Raw genomic sequence first — 13,628 nt, 5'->3', positions numbered from 1 at the left:
GCCGACGCCGCCCCCGCCGGTCAGCGGAAGCGGCCGCTGAGCGAGACGCCGATGACCCGCGGTTCGTTGAAGACGGCGGCCATGTAGTTTTCGATGACGCCCTTCAGGTTCTTTTCGTTGGTGATGTTGCGGGCGAACGCGGCGACCTCATAGGCGTCGTCCGGGCTGGTGTAGCCGATCTTCAGGCCGCCTTCGAAATTGCCGTCGGCGTAGAATTCGCGCGTCCTGTAGAGCACGAAGTTGGTATAGCCCTGCACGTTCCAGTCGGTCGCGGCGAACACCTTGCCGCCGTTGGCGAGCGGCACGTCGTAGCGCGCGGTGGCGTCGAGGTTCCAGCGCGGCGCGTTGGGCAGCGGATTGCCGTCGATCTGCGCGAACAGCCCGCCGCGGATCGTCGGATCCTGCACGGCGCAGACCACGACGCCATTGAGCGCGCAGACCTGCGCATAGACGCGCTTGTCCTCGATCTTCGACGACAATGCGCTGGCGCCCAGCGTCAGCGTCAGGTTGCGCATCGGGCGGAATTCGCTGTCGATCTCCACGCCCCACGCCCGCGCCCTGTCGGCGTTGAACAGCACGCCATTGCCGTTGACGTCGTTGCCGTTCAGCTGGATGTCCTTCACCGTATAGGTGAACAGCGACGAATTGAGGCGCAGGCGCCCGTCGAGGAAGATCCCCTTGGCACCGACCTCGTACGACGTGATCGTCTCGCTGTTCGCGGTGGTGAAGGGCGAGTTGAAGACCGCCGAACGCCCCTGGATCGTCGGCCCGCGGAACCCGCGCGCGACGCGGGCATAGACGCTGTTCGACGGATCGATCGTGTACAGCGCCGACACGTCCCAGCTCGGTTCCTTACCTTCGAGCCGCACCGCGGTGGGCGCGGTGGGATTGAGCCGGCGGAACTGGTCGACCGTGCCGCCGACGTCGAGCACCGGCTTTACCAAGGTGGTGCGCTTGACGTCCTGCGTGTAGCGCGCGCCGCCGGTGATCGAGAGGTCCGGCGTCACCTTGAAGCTCGCCTGGCCGAACGCCGCCCAGCTGGTGTTGATGTCGCGCAGCCGCACCCAGTTGTTCGGGTTGCGCGCCGCCGTCGTCAGGAAGAACGACCGCTGGTAGAATTCGGTCGTGTCGTTCTGGCGGAAGTAGAAACCGCCGACCTGCCACGTGAAGCGCTGGTCCGCCTGCGAGGCGAGGCGCACTTCCTGCGTATACTGGCCGAGCGCGCGGATGTTGCCCTGGCTCTGGCCGAAGCCGTTGGCGACGCCGTTGACCGGATAATTGGCGCCCGCGCCGCCGTCGGTGTCGCCGCGGCTGTAGCCGGAGGTCGTCTCGTACGCGCTGATCGACGTCAGCGTGACCGGGCCGAAGTCGTAGGCGGCGTTCACCGACGTGCCGTAGGTGTCGTAATCCTGCGGGTTGTCGTTGCCCTCGTCCAGCGCGATGGCATCGCGCGGTTCGGCCGCGACCGAATTCGATCCCTTCTTCAGCGCGGCGCGATGGAAGATCGTCGACGTGCCGTGATAGCCGCGGGCATGGCCCGAGACGTTGACGCTGAACGCCTCGGTCGGGGTCAGCAGCACCTGAAGGCGCACGTCGCGTTCGTCGAAGCCGCCCATCGCATGCTTGCGCGGCGTGCGGGTGCCGTCCTGGCTGGTGCCGGCGAAGCGGTTGTCGATCCAGTCGTCGCGATGCTGGATCAGGCCCGACAGGCGCACGGCGACCTTGTCCTGCACCAGCGGCCCGCCGACGCCGGCATCGTAGGTGAAGGTGCCGAGTTCGCCGGCCGATGCGGACATGCGACCCTGCCAGACCTGGCTCGGGCGGATCGTGTCGAATTTGATGATGCCGGCCGTGGTGTTGCGCCCGAACAGCGACCCCTGCGGTCCGCGCAGCACCTCCACCTGGTTGACGTCGTAGACCGGGTTGGACTTCAGGACGACATGCTCGAGCACGACGTCGTCCTGGATGATCGAGACCGGCTGGCTGGCGCCCAGGTAGAAATCGACGTTGCCCAGACCGCGGATATAGAAGCGCGGGAAGATGCGACCGGTGGTCGATTCGATGTAGAGCCCCGGGACGCGGCCCGACAGCGCCAGGATATCCTCGCCACCCGACTGGAAGGCGCGCAGGTCGCTCCCGCCGACCACCGCGACCGACAGCGGCACGCGCTGGAGATTCTCCGACCGGCGTTCCGCGGTCACGACGATGTCGCCGAGGTCGCCACCGGCGTCCTGCGCTGCGGCGGCAGCCGGCGGCGCGTCGGTCGCGGGCGTGGCGGTCTGCGCCAATGCGGGTGCGGCGAGGCCGGCGGCACCGAGCAGCAGCATGGTCTTCAACGATCGAGCGGTGGTCACGATATTCCCCTTTGATGACGCGCATGGGGAACGGCCGCCACGATCGCGTGCGCCGGATCACGGAACACGCCCTCTGTCGCCTGCAAGGTCCGCCCCCCCGGGCGAGGGAAGCGTTAGGCGCGGATTGTGTCGGGTTTGTGAACGGCGCCCGATCGCGGTCGCGTCAGGACGGATGCCAGGAGCAGCCCCGCCGCGAGCTGCACGACGCCATAGCCCCGGCGACGCCCGGGCCGACCGGCGAACGGACGTACCAGCACGTCCACCGCCGCGACGTCCGATCGCCAGAGCTCGACATGCCGCGTCGGTTGCAGGATCCCGAGTAGGCCGTCGCCGATCATGAACACGGCGGCCATTTCCGCCGATCTGCGGATGCCGAGCGGTAAGGCGTTCGGGTCGGTGATGTCGGTCATCGTGCGTCTCCTGCCCCGGCCCAACGCACGGCGGGCGCGACGGGCGCAGCGCTACGCCGGCCGGCCGCGCGCCGAGGCGACATAGCCGGCGACGATGTCGGCGAGCACGGTAAGCGGCACGTTGCCGCCATCGACCACGGCCTCGTCGAAATCGCGCAGGTCGTAGCGGGCTCCCAGCATCGCCTGCGCACGGCCGCGCTGCGCGACGATTTCGGCCCGGCCGACCTCATAGCCGCAGGCCTGTCCCGGCCAGGCGCAATAGCGATCGACCTCGCTTTCGGCATTGCTGCGCGGCAGGCCGGTCGCGGCGACGAATTCGGCGAGCGCCCGGTCGCGCGACCATCCCATCGCATGGATGCCGGTGTCGACGACCAGCCGCACGGCACGCCACGCCAGCCCCATCAGATAGCCCAGCCGTCCCGCCGGATCGCCCTCGTACAGCCCCAGCTCGTCCGCCAGCTGTTCGGCATAGAGCGCCCAGCCCTCCGAATAGGCGTTGAACGCCAGGATCGAGCGGATCAGCGGCAGCCGCTGCGCATATTCGCCCTGCCAGACGTGACCGGGAATGCCCTCGTGATAGACCAGATCGGGTATCGTCACGCGATTGTGGATCGACGGATCGCCCAGATTGACCCACACCTTGCCGGGCACCCGGCCATCGATCGTGCCGGGGCCGCCATAGGCGGCGGGCGCGCCCGGCTCCTGCGCGGGCGGCATGCGCCGGATTTCCAGATTGCCCTTTGCCAGCCGGCGGAATGCGCGCGGCAGGCGTGGCCGGATCGCGTCGATCCGCCCCTGCATATAGGCGACGATCCGGCGCCGGCCCTCGTCGCCGTCGGGAAAGCCGATGCCGGGGCGGCGCTGGTAGGCGATGGCGCGTTCGGCGACGGTCCCTTGCGTCAGCCCCGCGCGGCGCAGGATCACGTCCATCTGCGCCTGCAGATCGACCAGCCGCTCGCGCCCCGTCGCGTGCAGGTCGGCGGCGCTGCGCCGCGTCGTGGTGCCCGCGCGCAGGCCCCATGCATACCATTCGGGCCCGTCCGGACGGACGTTCATACCGGGGGCGTCGGTGGCCACCGCCCGCTGCGCGCGGAGTTCCGCGAGCTGGCGGTCCAGCGCGGGAACGATGGTGGCCCGCACGATCCGGGCGGCGTGCGCCGGCCAGTCGCCCGGGATCGCGCCCCCCTTGCGGGCGAGCGGGCCGACCAGCGGACCATCGACATTCGCCGCCTCGGCAAGGGTACGCGTCATCCCCGCGATGGTCTTGTCGAGCAGGAAGGACGGCGGCACGACACCGTGGCTGCGCGCCTGGCCGATACGGATCGTCTCGCCGTCGAGCTGCGCCGGCATGGCGGAAAGGCGCGCGAGATAGGCCTCCGCATCGCCCTTGTCGCGCAGCGGCTGGTCGCCGTCGAGCATCTGGGGCACGTCGAGCCACGACCCGACGTTCTGGACGACGGCATAGGGCGTGTTGCGCCAGTCGCCGATCGTGGCGACGCCGTACGGCAACGCCATCCCCTCCAGCGCCGTGCGGAACGCGCTTTCCACCACCGCGATGCTGGTCGCCGTGGACGGATCGAGGCCGCCGCGCGGAAGCGTCGCCAGATCCGCCAACGCCGCGGTCAGCAGGTCGCGCCGCGCCGCGACCCCCGCGGGAGAGCGATCCTCCAGCCGTCGCCGCAGATCGGCGTGGACGCCGACGTCGACTCCGAGCGACGTGGCGCGCTCCGGACCGGCGGCGAGCAGCTGCCACGCCAGCCGGTCGAGCAGCACCGCCGCGCCGCCCGCGGGTGCCGCCGTGGCGGCGCCGGCGGACAGGGTGGCCGCGGACAGGCCGATCAGGGTGTCGCGGCGCGAAAGGAGGCTCGTCATGCCCGGATGATGCGCGTGCGCACCCGCCGGGTCAAACCGCACGGCCCGGGCGGCGACCGTGCGGACCGCGCCCGACGTCGCGATATCGGTTTGCGAACGTTTGGCGCCTATGGTCGTATGCCAAGGCTTCGATTGGGGAAATTCGGCATGCACACGGTTCTGGTCGTCGAGGACGATCCCACCGTCCTGATGTTTCTGGAGGACGGGCTGGAGGAGCAGGGCTTTGCCGTGGTCAGCGCGCGCAGCAGCGGCGAGGCGCTCAACATCCTGGGTGCCGGCATGTACCCGATCGACGTGCTCGTCGCCGACATCCGGCTCGGCGACGGGATCGACGGATGGGAGATCGCCCGATGCGCCCGCGAAAGCGTCCCCGGCCTCCCCATCGTCTATATCACGGGCGACAGCATCCTGTCGTTCGCCGGCGAGGGCGTCGCCGACAGCGTGATCCTGCAAAAGCCGTTCAGCCGGCTGGAGCTGTCGGACGCGATCCGTTCGCTGCTGTGAGCCGCGCCGCGCCGACGCCGGCTAGCCCTGCCACGACGCCAGCGGTTCGGGGCCCTCGCGCGGCGGCTGGACGGGATAGCGTTCGATCAGCCGGTCCAGCACCGCGGCGCCGAGCGGTCGGCTGAACCGCACGCCCGCCTGACGCTCGCGCGACCAGACGATCGTGGCACTCAACGGCGACAGATCGGGGATCGTGACGAGCAGCGCCGCGCCCGGCGCGAACCGGCACCGGACATCCAGGCGGCAACCCATGCGCGACACGTTGCTGACCGTCGCACGCAGCGGCTTCATGGCCGAACTGCTGAGCCTCACCGGGATGGCCACGGGACGACGCGGCGCCTGCCGGAATGCGGCGTCGGGTAACGGCTCGATAAACGCCAAGCACTTGTTACGCATCGCAGGCCACCTCGCACACCCGCAGGCGACGGCCCCGCGATGTGTCTCGGCATCTTCAAATGCGCGATCGCCGGCGATGGTTGCGGCGAAAAGAACCTCACCGGCCCCTTCACCATCTTTGCCGGTGCCACCCGTCCTGTGCGAGCCGGCGCGGCAACGCCGTCACGTCACGTCGCCAGCCATCCGGATGTGATCTCGCCCCGATGCCCCTCCGGCGCCAGGACGGCGCGCAGGGCTTCCAGCAGGGGCGGCAGCGCCTGGGTGAAGGCATAGGGCGGGTTGACGATGAAAAGGCCGGCGCCGTTGTAGATACCGGGTTGCTCGGCATCGTACAGCCAATGCTCCACCGTCAGGACCTTCGGGATGCCGAGCCTGCGCAACTGGTCCTTCCACCGCATGTGCACGGCCCGCTCTTTCAGCGGATACCAGATCACCGTTACGCCATGCGCCCATTTGCGGTGGGCGGCGGCAAGCGTGGCGGTGATCCGGGCGCGTTCGTCAGGCTGTTCGTAGGGCGGGTCGACGACCACGACGCCGCGGGCGGTGCGGGTCGGCAGCATCGCCAGCCACAGCTCGTAGGCGTCCCGTTCATGCACGGCCGCCGATGTGCCGCGCATCACCCCGCGCAGCGTAAGGACGTCCTCGGGATGCTTCTCGTTGAGGATCAGGTGATCCTGCGGGCGCAAAAGCTGCGCCAGCACCCGCGGCGAACCGGGGTAGAGCTGCGGATCGGCCCCGCTATTCACCGCCCCTACGGCGGCACGATAGTCGTCCAGCAAGGGATCCGCGTCGGCAAGGACCCGCAGCACGCCCTGCGCCGCCTCGCCGGTGCGTTGGGCGTCCCCGCCGCCAAGGTCGTACAGCCCACAGCCGGCATGCGTATCGATCAGGGTCAACGCGCCCGGTTTCTGCTGCAACGCCCGCACGAGGGCGATCAGCAGACTGTGCTTCACGACATCGGCGCTGTTGCCGGCATGAAAGGAATGGCGATAATTCATTGCGACCCGGAAATCCTGAAGCCTGGCTGTATACGTCCCGCGCGGCGCCGCGGCACACCGATCGGAATTCGATGGTGCAGGTATAAAGTCGGGCGGAGGCTTGCAACGCCGGCCCACGCGACGCCGCGAGCCCGAACCGGCAAATCGGGGCCGAAAGGCGGAGAGCCCCCCAGGGCGCCCCGCTTCCTGCGTCCGGGCCGCTTTCCTGCCGACACGGCCAGCCTCCGCCGTTTCGTTCCCGTTCAGGCGAGGCGGGATACCGGTGACGGGTTACGTTGCCTGCGGCGTTCCGGCGATGGCCGGGCCGCCCGACGATGGAGGTAATGGATGCTGGCCTTCGCCCTCGCCCTTGCAATATCCGGCCCGCTCGACCGCTGCCTCGATACCGGCGAGGCGGCGCGCGGCGTGACGTCGGCGATGTCGGCGTGCTTCGTGGCGGACTACAGGCGTGCCGACGACCGGTTGAACGCGACCTATCGGACGACGATGAACCGGTTGCCTGCCCCCCGTCGGGCCGCGCTGCGGCAGTCGCAACGCGCCTGGATCGGGACGCGCGACGCGGCGTGCCCGCTGCAACAGGGCGACGGCGTCGGCACGATCGAGATGTCGAACCACCCCGCCTGTCTGGCGAAACGGACGAGGCAGCGTATCGTCTGGCTGACGCATTTTCGGTGAGCGGCGGCCGTGCGGCCTGGCCGGGTGCATGCCTGCCCGTCCCATTTTTGGAGCATAATCCATGTCGATCGTCGGGCTTGTCGCCGTCAGCCTCGCCGTCGCTTCTTCGTTCGTGCCCGATGCGCGCGCCGAAGCCCCCCTGCCTTGCCTCGCCGGCCAGCTTTCGCTGTCCGTCAATGCCAAGGCCGGTCCGTTCTCCGGCATGCGGACGTCCGGTACGGAGGTGTCGATCCGCAACCGCGGCGCCGACTGCACGCTGCCGGCGCTGCCGCACGTCGCGTTCCTCGACGCCCGGGGGCGCGTGCTTGCCGCCGTGCGGGCCGCGCCGGTCGGGATGCATCCCGGTCCGGCCATGATCCCGGTGCGGGTGGGCGGCGGACACCGCGCGGCGACCGATCTCGGCTGGGTCGGCGGTTCGGCGTCCGGCAGGGACAGGTCGCTGCGGATCGCCTATGTCCAGGTGACGATCGGCAAAGCCCGCCTCCGCGCACGCCTTGCCGGCGTCATCGACACGCGGCCGGGCACGGTGGCGACGTTCAGCCAGACACCCCTGCGCGCGATGGAGGGATTGGCAGCGGGGTGATCGCGACCTGTCGTCCGCCGCGCCGGTTCCGCGACCCGCGGCTGCCCGGCCGCCCCGAACGAGCGGCCGAAGGCGATCGGGATCGCAGGCGTCAGTTGCCTTCGGCGTCGACCGTGATGACCATCGGCTTGCCGCGGGATAACGGCTCCCATCCTGCCGACAGCGCGGCACGCACGCACCGCGAGATGGTCGCATCGTCCAGCTGGAGGCGACCGGCCGGCATGCCCTTCAACAGGCGCTTGGACGGCGGGAATTCCAGCCAAGCGACGCGTTTGGCGTCCCGCTGGAGGAGCGCGATCGTCATGCCCTTCCAGCCCTCGTCATCGGACAGGTGCGGCTCGCGCTGGAGATTCCAGTCATAGGTTACGCCATCGACATCGACGGCGCCCGCCGTGCTTCGGGTTTTCGACATGGGACCGATGCTAGCACGGCATCGCGGCCAAGGTACACGGGCCGACGTGCCGGTCGAGACGCAGCCGATGTCGGCGCGGGTCGCTGCCGGGGCCGCAGCGTCGTCCGTGGTCGCCCCCCCGGGGGAGAGGCGGCGGCGCACGCGATCGAAATGGCGTCGGCCGCAAGCCTTGGGTATAGCGCCGGCATGCCATGTCTTTCGCACGCTTCGTCCCGCCTCATCCTCGCCGCGATCCTGCCGATGCTCGCCGCCCCCGTGCCGGCGCATGCGGTGGCGGCGCGCCGGCAAAAGCCCCGCGTCGCGACGCCGGCGCCGGTCAGGCCGGACAATAGCATCATCGCCTTGCCGCTGACCCCGGTGGTGCCGGCCGGCCAACGCCGGTGCGAGGCGAGTGCACCGACCGGCCTGGGATCGACGACCCTGCGACCGGGCACCGGGGCGAAGCCGGGCGCGGGCGACGTCGTGCTGGTCAATTATATCGGCTATCTCGCGGCGACGGGTGCGGTGTTCGATCAGGGCATGCGATCGCCGTTACCGGTCAACGGCGTCATTCCGGGATTTTCGCAAGGATTACAGACGATGGCCCGGTCCGGCGTCACCCGCTTCTGCATTCCCGCCGCGCTCGGATATGGCGCGCAGGCATCGGGACCGATCCCCGCCAATAGCGATCTCGTGTTCCAGGTCGAACTGCTCGATTTCAAGACGGCGGCCGAGGTGGAAACGATGAACAACACACCGGCCGGCGAGCCCGCGGCGCCGGCCAAGGTGCCGCCGCAGCCTTGACGGCGGCGAGGCCGCAACGACGGATACTGGCCGGTCGATCGTACCGCTTATGCAATACCGCGTCCGACGGCACCGGCCGATGCGAACAAAGGCGCCGCGCCAGTCCTTCAGCGGTAGCGGAGGTGCCGCGACGGGGCAAAGTGGCGGAGCTGTAAGTTTAAGGCGGACGCGTCTCTCTTGTAGCATATCAATTTTTACAATGATGCTTAGCTACCGAGGGCCTGCCACACTGGCCAGTACGGCGGATCGTCGCTCCTTAAAATTCGATCTATTGAGGCAGCACTCCGGGCTAAAGCGGTTGCCGATGGTGACGTATGCGTGAACAAACTTGTGTAGCGTCTTCATCTGCCTGACCTTCAGCTTCGCTCGCTCTCTTGTTCGGATTGGCAAACTGCTTTCCACCCGCAGTGCATCAGCACCATTAGCCGGATCAGCTCTGGCGACGAGTTGAAGTACCGGAACGCCGATGCGGGTTTGCGCGTTCGACCCGTCCCGCCGCCCTTCCCTACGCCAGCACCAACAGATGCATTAGTTTGAAGGAATAAGCGCAAGCATCACGCAATTCCCGTTAGCAAAACTGGTTCGATAAATTCTTTATCGCACGCGCTGCCGCGACCTCGCGTTCGGCCTGGAGGAAACCATAACCGGGAACGATCTCGCCCGAACGATCAACGATCTCGCTCCAATTTGCGATGGTCTGCTCGCCGGCATCGATGGCATCACCGATGTACCGGCCCTGCGTCAGCGTCACGTTCGCGGTGGCGATATGGCCAGCGCCAGCGCACACGATCGCCCGCGTCGGCGCCTCGTCTGCGACCAAGGCGAGCAACGCGGGAGAAACCCGCTCCGGCGCCAGCATCGTCAGGCTTTCCGCGTCGAGCACGCCCTCGGTCATCTGCGTCGCAGCGGTTGGGGCGAGGCAGTTGACGCGGATGTCGTACTTCTCGCCCTCGATGGCCAGCGTCTGCATCAGGCCGACCAGCGCCATCTTGGCGGCCCCGTAATTCGCCTGGCCGAAATTGCCGTAGAGTCCTGACGACGATGTGGTCATCACGATCCGGCCGAAGCGTTGCGCCCGCATCGGCTCCCAAACCGCCTTGATGCAGATCGCCGCGCCGATCAGATGGACGTCGACGACGGCGCGGAAATCGGCGATCGTCATCTTGGCAAAGCTCTTGTCGCGCAAAATGCCGGCATTGTTGATAAGGATGTCGACACGACCCCACGCGTCGATCACCGCTTCGGCCATCGCGCCGACCGCGGCCTCGTCGGTCACCGACGCAGGGATCGCCATGGCCGTGCCACCACCGGCTTCGATCTCGGCGACCACGCGATCGGCGGCCGCGGCGGATACGTCATTCACCGCGACGCTGACGCCATGGCGCGCAAGATAGAGCGCATGCGCCCTGCCCAGGCCGCCGCCGGCGCCGGTGATAATCGCGGTCCTGCCGTCCAACGCCATGCTCGCTCTCCTGCTTTCGTTCCGACTCCCGTATCGCGAGGAGGGTTCGCAAAATCAAGATGTTCATTCATACGTGAGTGTGGATTGACTCACACCCCGGCGTGTCGCATCCTCGACCCCATAGCCACGATACAGTGGGAGAGGTGATGACGGCCCTTAACAGCGTGGCGGCGCCCGACCCGCTTGGTAGCGCACATCCGCGGCAGCAACGATCGCGGCATCCCGGCATCGTGCTGGCAATGCTGACCTTCGTCTACGTGCTCAACTTCCTCGATCGCCAACTGCTCGGCATTCTCGCCAAACCGATCCAGGATACGCTGCACATCACCGATGGCCAGCTGGGGCTGATCGGCGGACTATATTTCGCGATGTTCTATTGCTTCATCGCGATCCCGGTCAGCTGGTTGGCTGATCGCACCAGCCGGGTCGGCGTGCTGACCCTCGCCTGTGCGATCTGGAGCGCGGCGACGATCGCCTGTGGGATGGCGCGTACCTATCCGCAATTGGTCGCCGCGCGCATGGTGGTCGGGTTCGGCGAGGCTGGCGGCGTGCCGCCGTCCTATGCGCTCATCACCGATACCTTCGCCCCGGGGCGGCGCGGCGTAGCCTTCGGCATCTATAATTTGGGACCACCGATCGGTGCGGCGCTGGGGATCGCGCTCGGCGCCTCGATCGCGACGCTGTTCGACTGGCGCGATGCATTCGTCGCGATCGGGGCGGTCGGCATCGTCGCCGCCATCGCGCTGCCGCTGGTGGTGCCGGAGCCGGTGCGCGGCGCCGCCGATCCGGGTGCCGCGACGATCGTCGACAAGGCGCCGTTCTGGGCGACACTGCGCGCGTTTTTCGCCAATCCGGTGATGACGCTGGCCGCGTTCGGCAGCGGCGCGACCCAGTTCGTCACCTACGGCCTTGGCAATTTCGCCGTACTCTTCCTGATCCGAGAGAAGAACATGACGCTGCCGGAGATCGCGATCTGGTACGCGCTGGCGATTGTGGTCGGCATGGGCGGCGGCATGATCGCATCGGGGCGGATCATCGATCGCTTCAGCCGTGGATCGCGCCGGGTCTTCGCGATCGCGCCCGCGGTGTCGCTGACCGTATCGATGCCGTTCTATATCGCCTTCGTCTGGGCACCGACCTGGCCGCTGGCGCTTGCGTTGCTCACGGTGGTGATGTTTTTCAATTATTTCTACCTCTCCTGCTCGGTCACGCTAGTGCAGGAGGAGGCCGCGCCTAACCAGCGCGTGCTCGCCGGCGCGCTGCTGCTGTTGGTGATGAACTTCATCGGCCTCGGTCTTGGCCCGACCTGGGTCGGGGCGGCCAGCGATCATTTTGCGGCGGGCGGCGCGGCCAATCCGCTGCAGTCGGCGCTCTACACGCTCACGCCTTTCTACGTCATCGCGATCGGCCTGTTTCTGTGGCTGGCGCGCGCGCTGCACCGTCAGGAGTCGAGGATATGAAGATCATGCTGACCGCGCTGGCGCTGGCCAACGCCGTACCCGTGCTCGCGCGAGGAGCAGCCGTGGTGGGCCCCATCGTCGCCGCCCCCGCCGGCACGGTCAGCGGCACGAAGGATGGCACGCTGCGGGTGTTCAAGGGCATCCCTTATGCAAAGCCGCCGGTCGGCGACCTGCGCTGGAAGGCGCCGGTGTTACAGCCGCGATGGACCGGCACGCGCGCGGCCACCGATTTCGGCCCGGCCTGCATGCAGCCGCAGGCACCCAATGCCACGGTCTATTCCGGGGTACCAATGCCGGTCAGCGAAGACTGTCTGACGCTCAACATCTGGACTCCCGCCAATGCGAAGAACGCACCGGTCATGGTCTGGATACACGGCGGCGCGCTGAACACCGGTTCCAGCCGCGAAGCGATGTACGACGGTCGCAACCTGGCGGCGCACGGCATCATCGTCGTCTCGATCAACTATCGGCTGGGCGTGCTCGGCTGGCTCGCACATCCGTGGCTGAGCGGCGAGGCACAGGGCGTGTCGGGTAACTACGGGCTGCGCGACCAGATCGCCGCGCTGACATGGGTGAGGGAAAACATCGCGGCGTTCGGCGGCGATAAGCGCAACGTCACCATCGCGGGCGAATCCGCCGGCGGGCTGAGCGCGCTGTACCTGATGACGTCGCCCGCGGCGCGCGGCCTGTTTTCGAAGGTGATCGCGCAGAGTTCGTACATGATCTCGATGCCAGAATTGCGAAAGCCCGTGTTCGGGATGCTCGCATGGGAAAACGGCGGCGGGTTGCTGACCGGCGCGCTGAAGACGCCGGATCTCGCAAGCCTGCGGGCATTGGACGCACAGACTCTAACCGATACCGCGGCGAAGCTGGGTTTCGTCCCTTTCGGCGTGGTCGACGGCGCGCTGCTGCCGCGGCAGATGGTCGATGCCTTCGATCAGGGCAGACAGGCCCCCGTGCCAGTGCTCGCCGGCTTCAATGAGGGCGAGATCCGCTCGCTGCGCATGTTGGCGCCGAAATCGCCAAAGGATGCCGCCGTGTACGAAGCGGCGATCAGGGCCAAGTACGGCGACCTGTCCGATGCGTTCCTGGGACAGTATCCGGCGGCGACCTATCCGGAGAGCATCCTCGCTGCGACGCGCGACGCCCTGTACGGCTGGACGGCGGAAAGGCTGGTCCACAAGCAGGCTGCACTGGGCAAGCCTTCCTATCTCTACCTTTTCGATCACGGCTATCCGGCAATGGACGCGGCCGACCTGCATGCCTTCCACGCCAGCGAGCTCCCTTATGTATTTGGCACCTTGACCGCGACACCGCCGCGCTGGCCTAAAATTCCCACGGCGGCCGGAGAACGCGCGCTGTCCGATGCGATGCTGGACTATTGGGCGAGCTTCGTCCGCGACGGCCGCCCGATCGCGAAAGCCGCGGCGCCCTGGCCGGCCTATGATGCGAAACGCGGCTACATGCATTTCGCCGCGATGCCGGAGACGCGGCGCGACCTGCTGCCCGGCATGTTCGCGCTCAACGAAAAGGTGATGTGTCGCCGGCGGGCGACGGGCACCATCGGGTGGAACTGGAACGTCGGGCTCGCTGCACCCGAAATGCCCCCGCCCGTCGCGGGATGCGAGTGAGGGTGCGCCGCCGTCATCCCGAACGTGTCCCGGGATGACGGGGGTACCGTCGCGCGCTGATGCGCGGCGTTGAACCGACCAGCTCGAT

The 13,628-nt window shown here is 68.0% G+C and carries 13 protein-coding genes; 6 read left to right on the top strand and 7 right to left on the bottom strand.

Translation table 11 applies throughout. From position 1 onward, the window contains the following. Positions 1-20 precede the first annotated feature (20 nt). The 3 genes from LPN01_RS08405 to LPN01_RS08395 form a co-directional block, all read right to left on the bottom strand. A complete protein-coding gene (locus LPN01_RS08405) occupies positions 21-2,327 on the bottom strand; it encodes a TonB-dependent receptor (protein WP_262828018.1) in 2,307 nt (768 codons plus the stop codon). Positions 2,328-2,467: 140 nt separating this feature from the next. Next, positions 2,468-2,764 carry a hypothetical protein gene (locus tag LPN01_RS08400; RefSeq protein ID WP_262827932.1) on the bottom strand — a complete coding sequence of 99 codons (297 nt, stop codon included), beginning with the start codon at positions 2,762-2,764 and terminating at the stop codon, positions 2,468-2,470. 51 nt (positions 2,765-2,815) lie between these two features. Next, the gene (locus LPN01_RS08395) at positions 2,816-4,636 is read right to left on the bottom strand and encodes a DUF885 domain-containing protein (RefSeq protein ID WP_262827931.1); all 1,821 of its coding nucleotides are present in this window, start codon (positions 4,634-4,636) and stop codon (positions 2,816-2,818) included. 147 nt (positions 4,637-4,783) lie between these two features. Here LPN01_RS08395 and LPN01_RS08390 point away from each other — a divergent pair, with 147 nt between their 5' ends. Then, the gene (locus LPN01_RS08390; RefSeq protein ID WP_262827930.1) at positions 4,784-5,140 is read left to right on the top strand and encodes a response regulator; all 357 of its coding nucleotides are present in this window, start codon (positions 4,784-4,786) and stop codon (positions 5,138-5,140) included. Positions 5,141-5,161: 21 nt separating this feature from the next. Here LPN01_RS08390 and LPN01_RS08385 read toward each other — a convergent pair whose 3' ends face one another. Both LPN01_RS08385 and LPN01_RS08380 read right to left on the bottom strand, forming a co-directional pair. Next, on the bottom strand, positions 5,162-5,536 hold the full coding sequence (locus LPN01_RS08385; RefSeq protein WP_262827929.1) for a PilZ domain-containing protein: 375 nt from the start codon (positions 5,534-5,536) through the stop codon (positions 5,162-5,164). 167 nt (positions 5,537-5,703) lie between these two features. Continuing rightward, complete coding sequence (locus LPN01_RS08380; protein ID WP_262827928.1) at positions 5,704-6,534, bottom strand: 23S rRNA (adenine(2030)-N(6))-methyltransferase RlmJ; 831 nt, start codon at positions 6,532-6,534, stop codon at positions 5,704-5,706. Between the two features lie 327 nt (positions 6,535-6,861). Here LPN01_RS08380 and LPN01_RS08375 point away from each other — a divergent pair, with 327 nt between their 5' ends. Both LPN01_RS08375 and LPN01_RS08370 read left to right on the top strand, forming a co-directional pair. Then, on the top strand, positions 6,862-7,209 hold the full coding sequence (locus LPN01_RS08375) for a lysozyme inhibitor LprI family protein (RefSeq protein ID WP_262827927.1): 348 nt from the start codon (positions 6,862-6,864) through the stop codon (positions 7,207-7,209). Between the two features lie 61 nt (positions 7,210-7,270). Then, complete coding sequence (locus tag LPN01_RS08370) at positions 7,271-7,792, top strand: DUF4232 domain-containing protein (protein ID WP_262827926.1); 522 nt, start codon at positions 7,271-7,273, stop codon at positions 7,790-7,792. Positions 7,793-7,883: 91 nt separating this feature from the next. Here the strand turns inward: LPN01_RS08370 and LPN01_RS08365 are convergent, their stop codons facing one another. Further along, positions 7,884-8,204 (bottom strand): hypothetical protein, encoded by a 321-nt coding sequence (locus tag LPN01_RS08365; RefSeq protein ID WP_262827925.1) that lies wholly within the window; start codon positions 8,202-8,204, stop codon positions 7,884-7,886. Between the two features lie 186 nt (positions 8,205-8,390). On the opposite strand from LPN01_RS08365, the gene LPN01_RS08360 reads away from it, so the two are divergent. After that, a complete protein-coding gene (locus tag LPN01_RS08360; RefSeq protein WP_262827924.1) occupies positions 8,391-8,987 on the top strand; it encodes an FKBP-type peptidyl-prolyl cis-trans isomerase in 597 nt (198 codons plus the stop codon). Positions 8,988-9,555: 568 nt separating this feature from the next. On the opposite strand, the gene LPN01_RS08355 is transcribed toward LPN01_RS08360, so the two are convergent. Further along, positions 9,556-10,449 (bottom strand): SDR family NAD(P)-dependent oxidoreductase, encoded by an 894-nt coding sequence (locus LPN01_RS08355; RefSeq protein ID WP_262827923.1) that lies wholly within the window; start codon positions 10,447-10,449, stop codon positions 9,556-9,558. Positions 10,450-10,595: 146 nt separating this feature from the next. Between LPN01_RS08355 and LPN01_RS08350 the strand changes: the two genes are divergently transcribed. Both LPN01_RS08350 and LPN01_RS08345 read left to right on the top strand, forming a co-directional pair. Then, the gene (locus tag LPN01_RS08350; protein WP_262827922.1) at positions 10,596-11,909 is read left to right on the top strand and encodes a spinster family MFS transporter; all 1,314 of its coding nucleotides are present in this window, start codon (positions 10,596-10,598) and stop codon (positions 11,907-11,909) included. 5 nt (positions 11,910-11,914) lie between these two features. Next, entirely contained in the window at positions 11,915-13,540 is a 1,626-nt protein-coding gene (locus LPN01_RS08345; protein ID WP_316747195.1) for a carboxylesterase/lipase family protein, read from the top strand. The last annotated feature ends 88 nt before the right edge of the window (positions 13,541-13,628 follow it).

This window comes from Sphingomonas sp. A2-49 (assembly GCF_025548555.1).
Classification (GTDB): domain Bacteria; phylum Pseudomonadota; class Alphaproteobacteria; order Sphingomonadales; family Sphingomonadaceae; genus Sphingomonas.
This window is presented reverse-complemented; position numbering and strand designations above follow the sequence as displayed.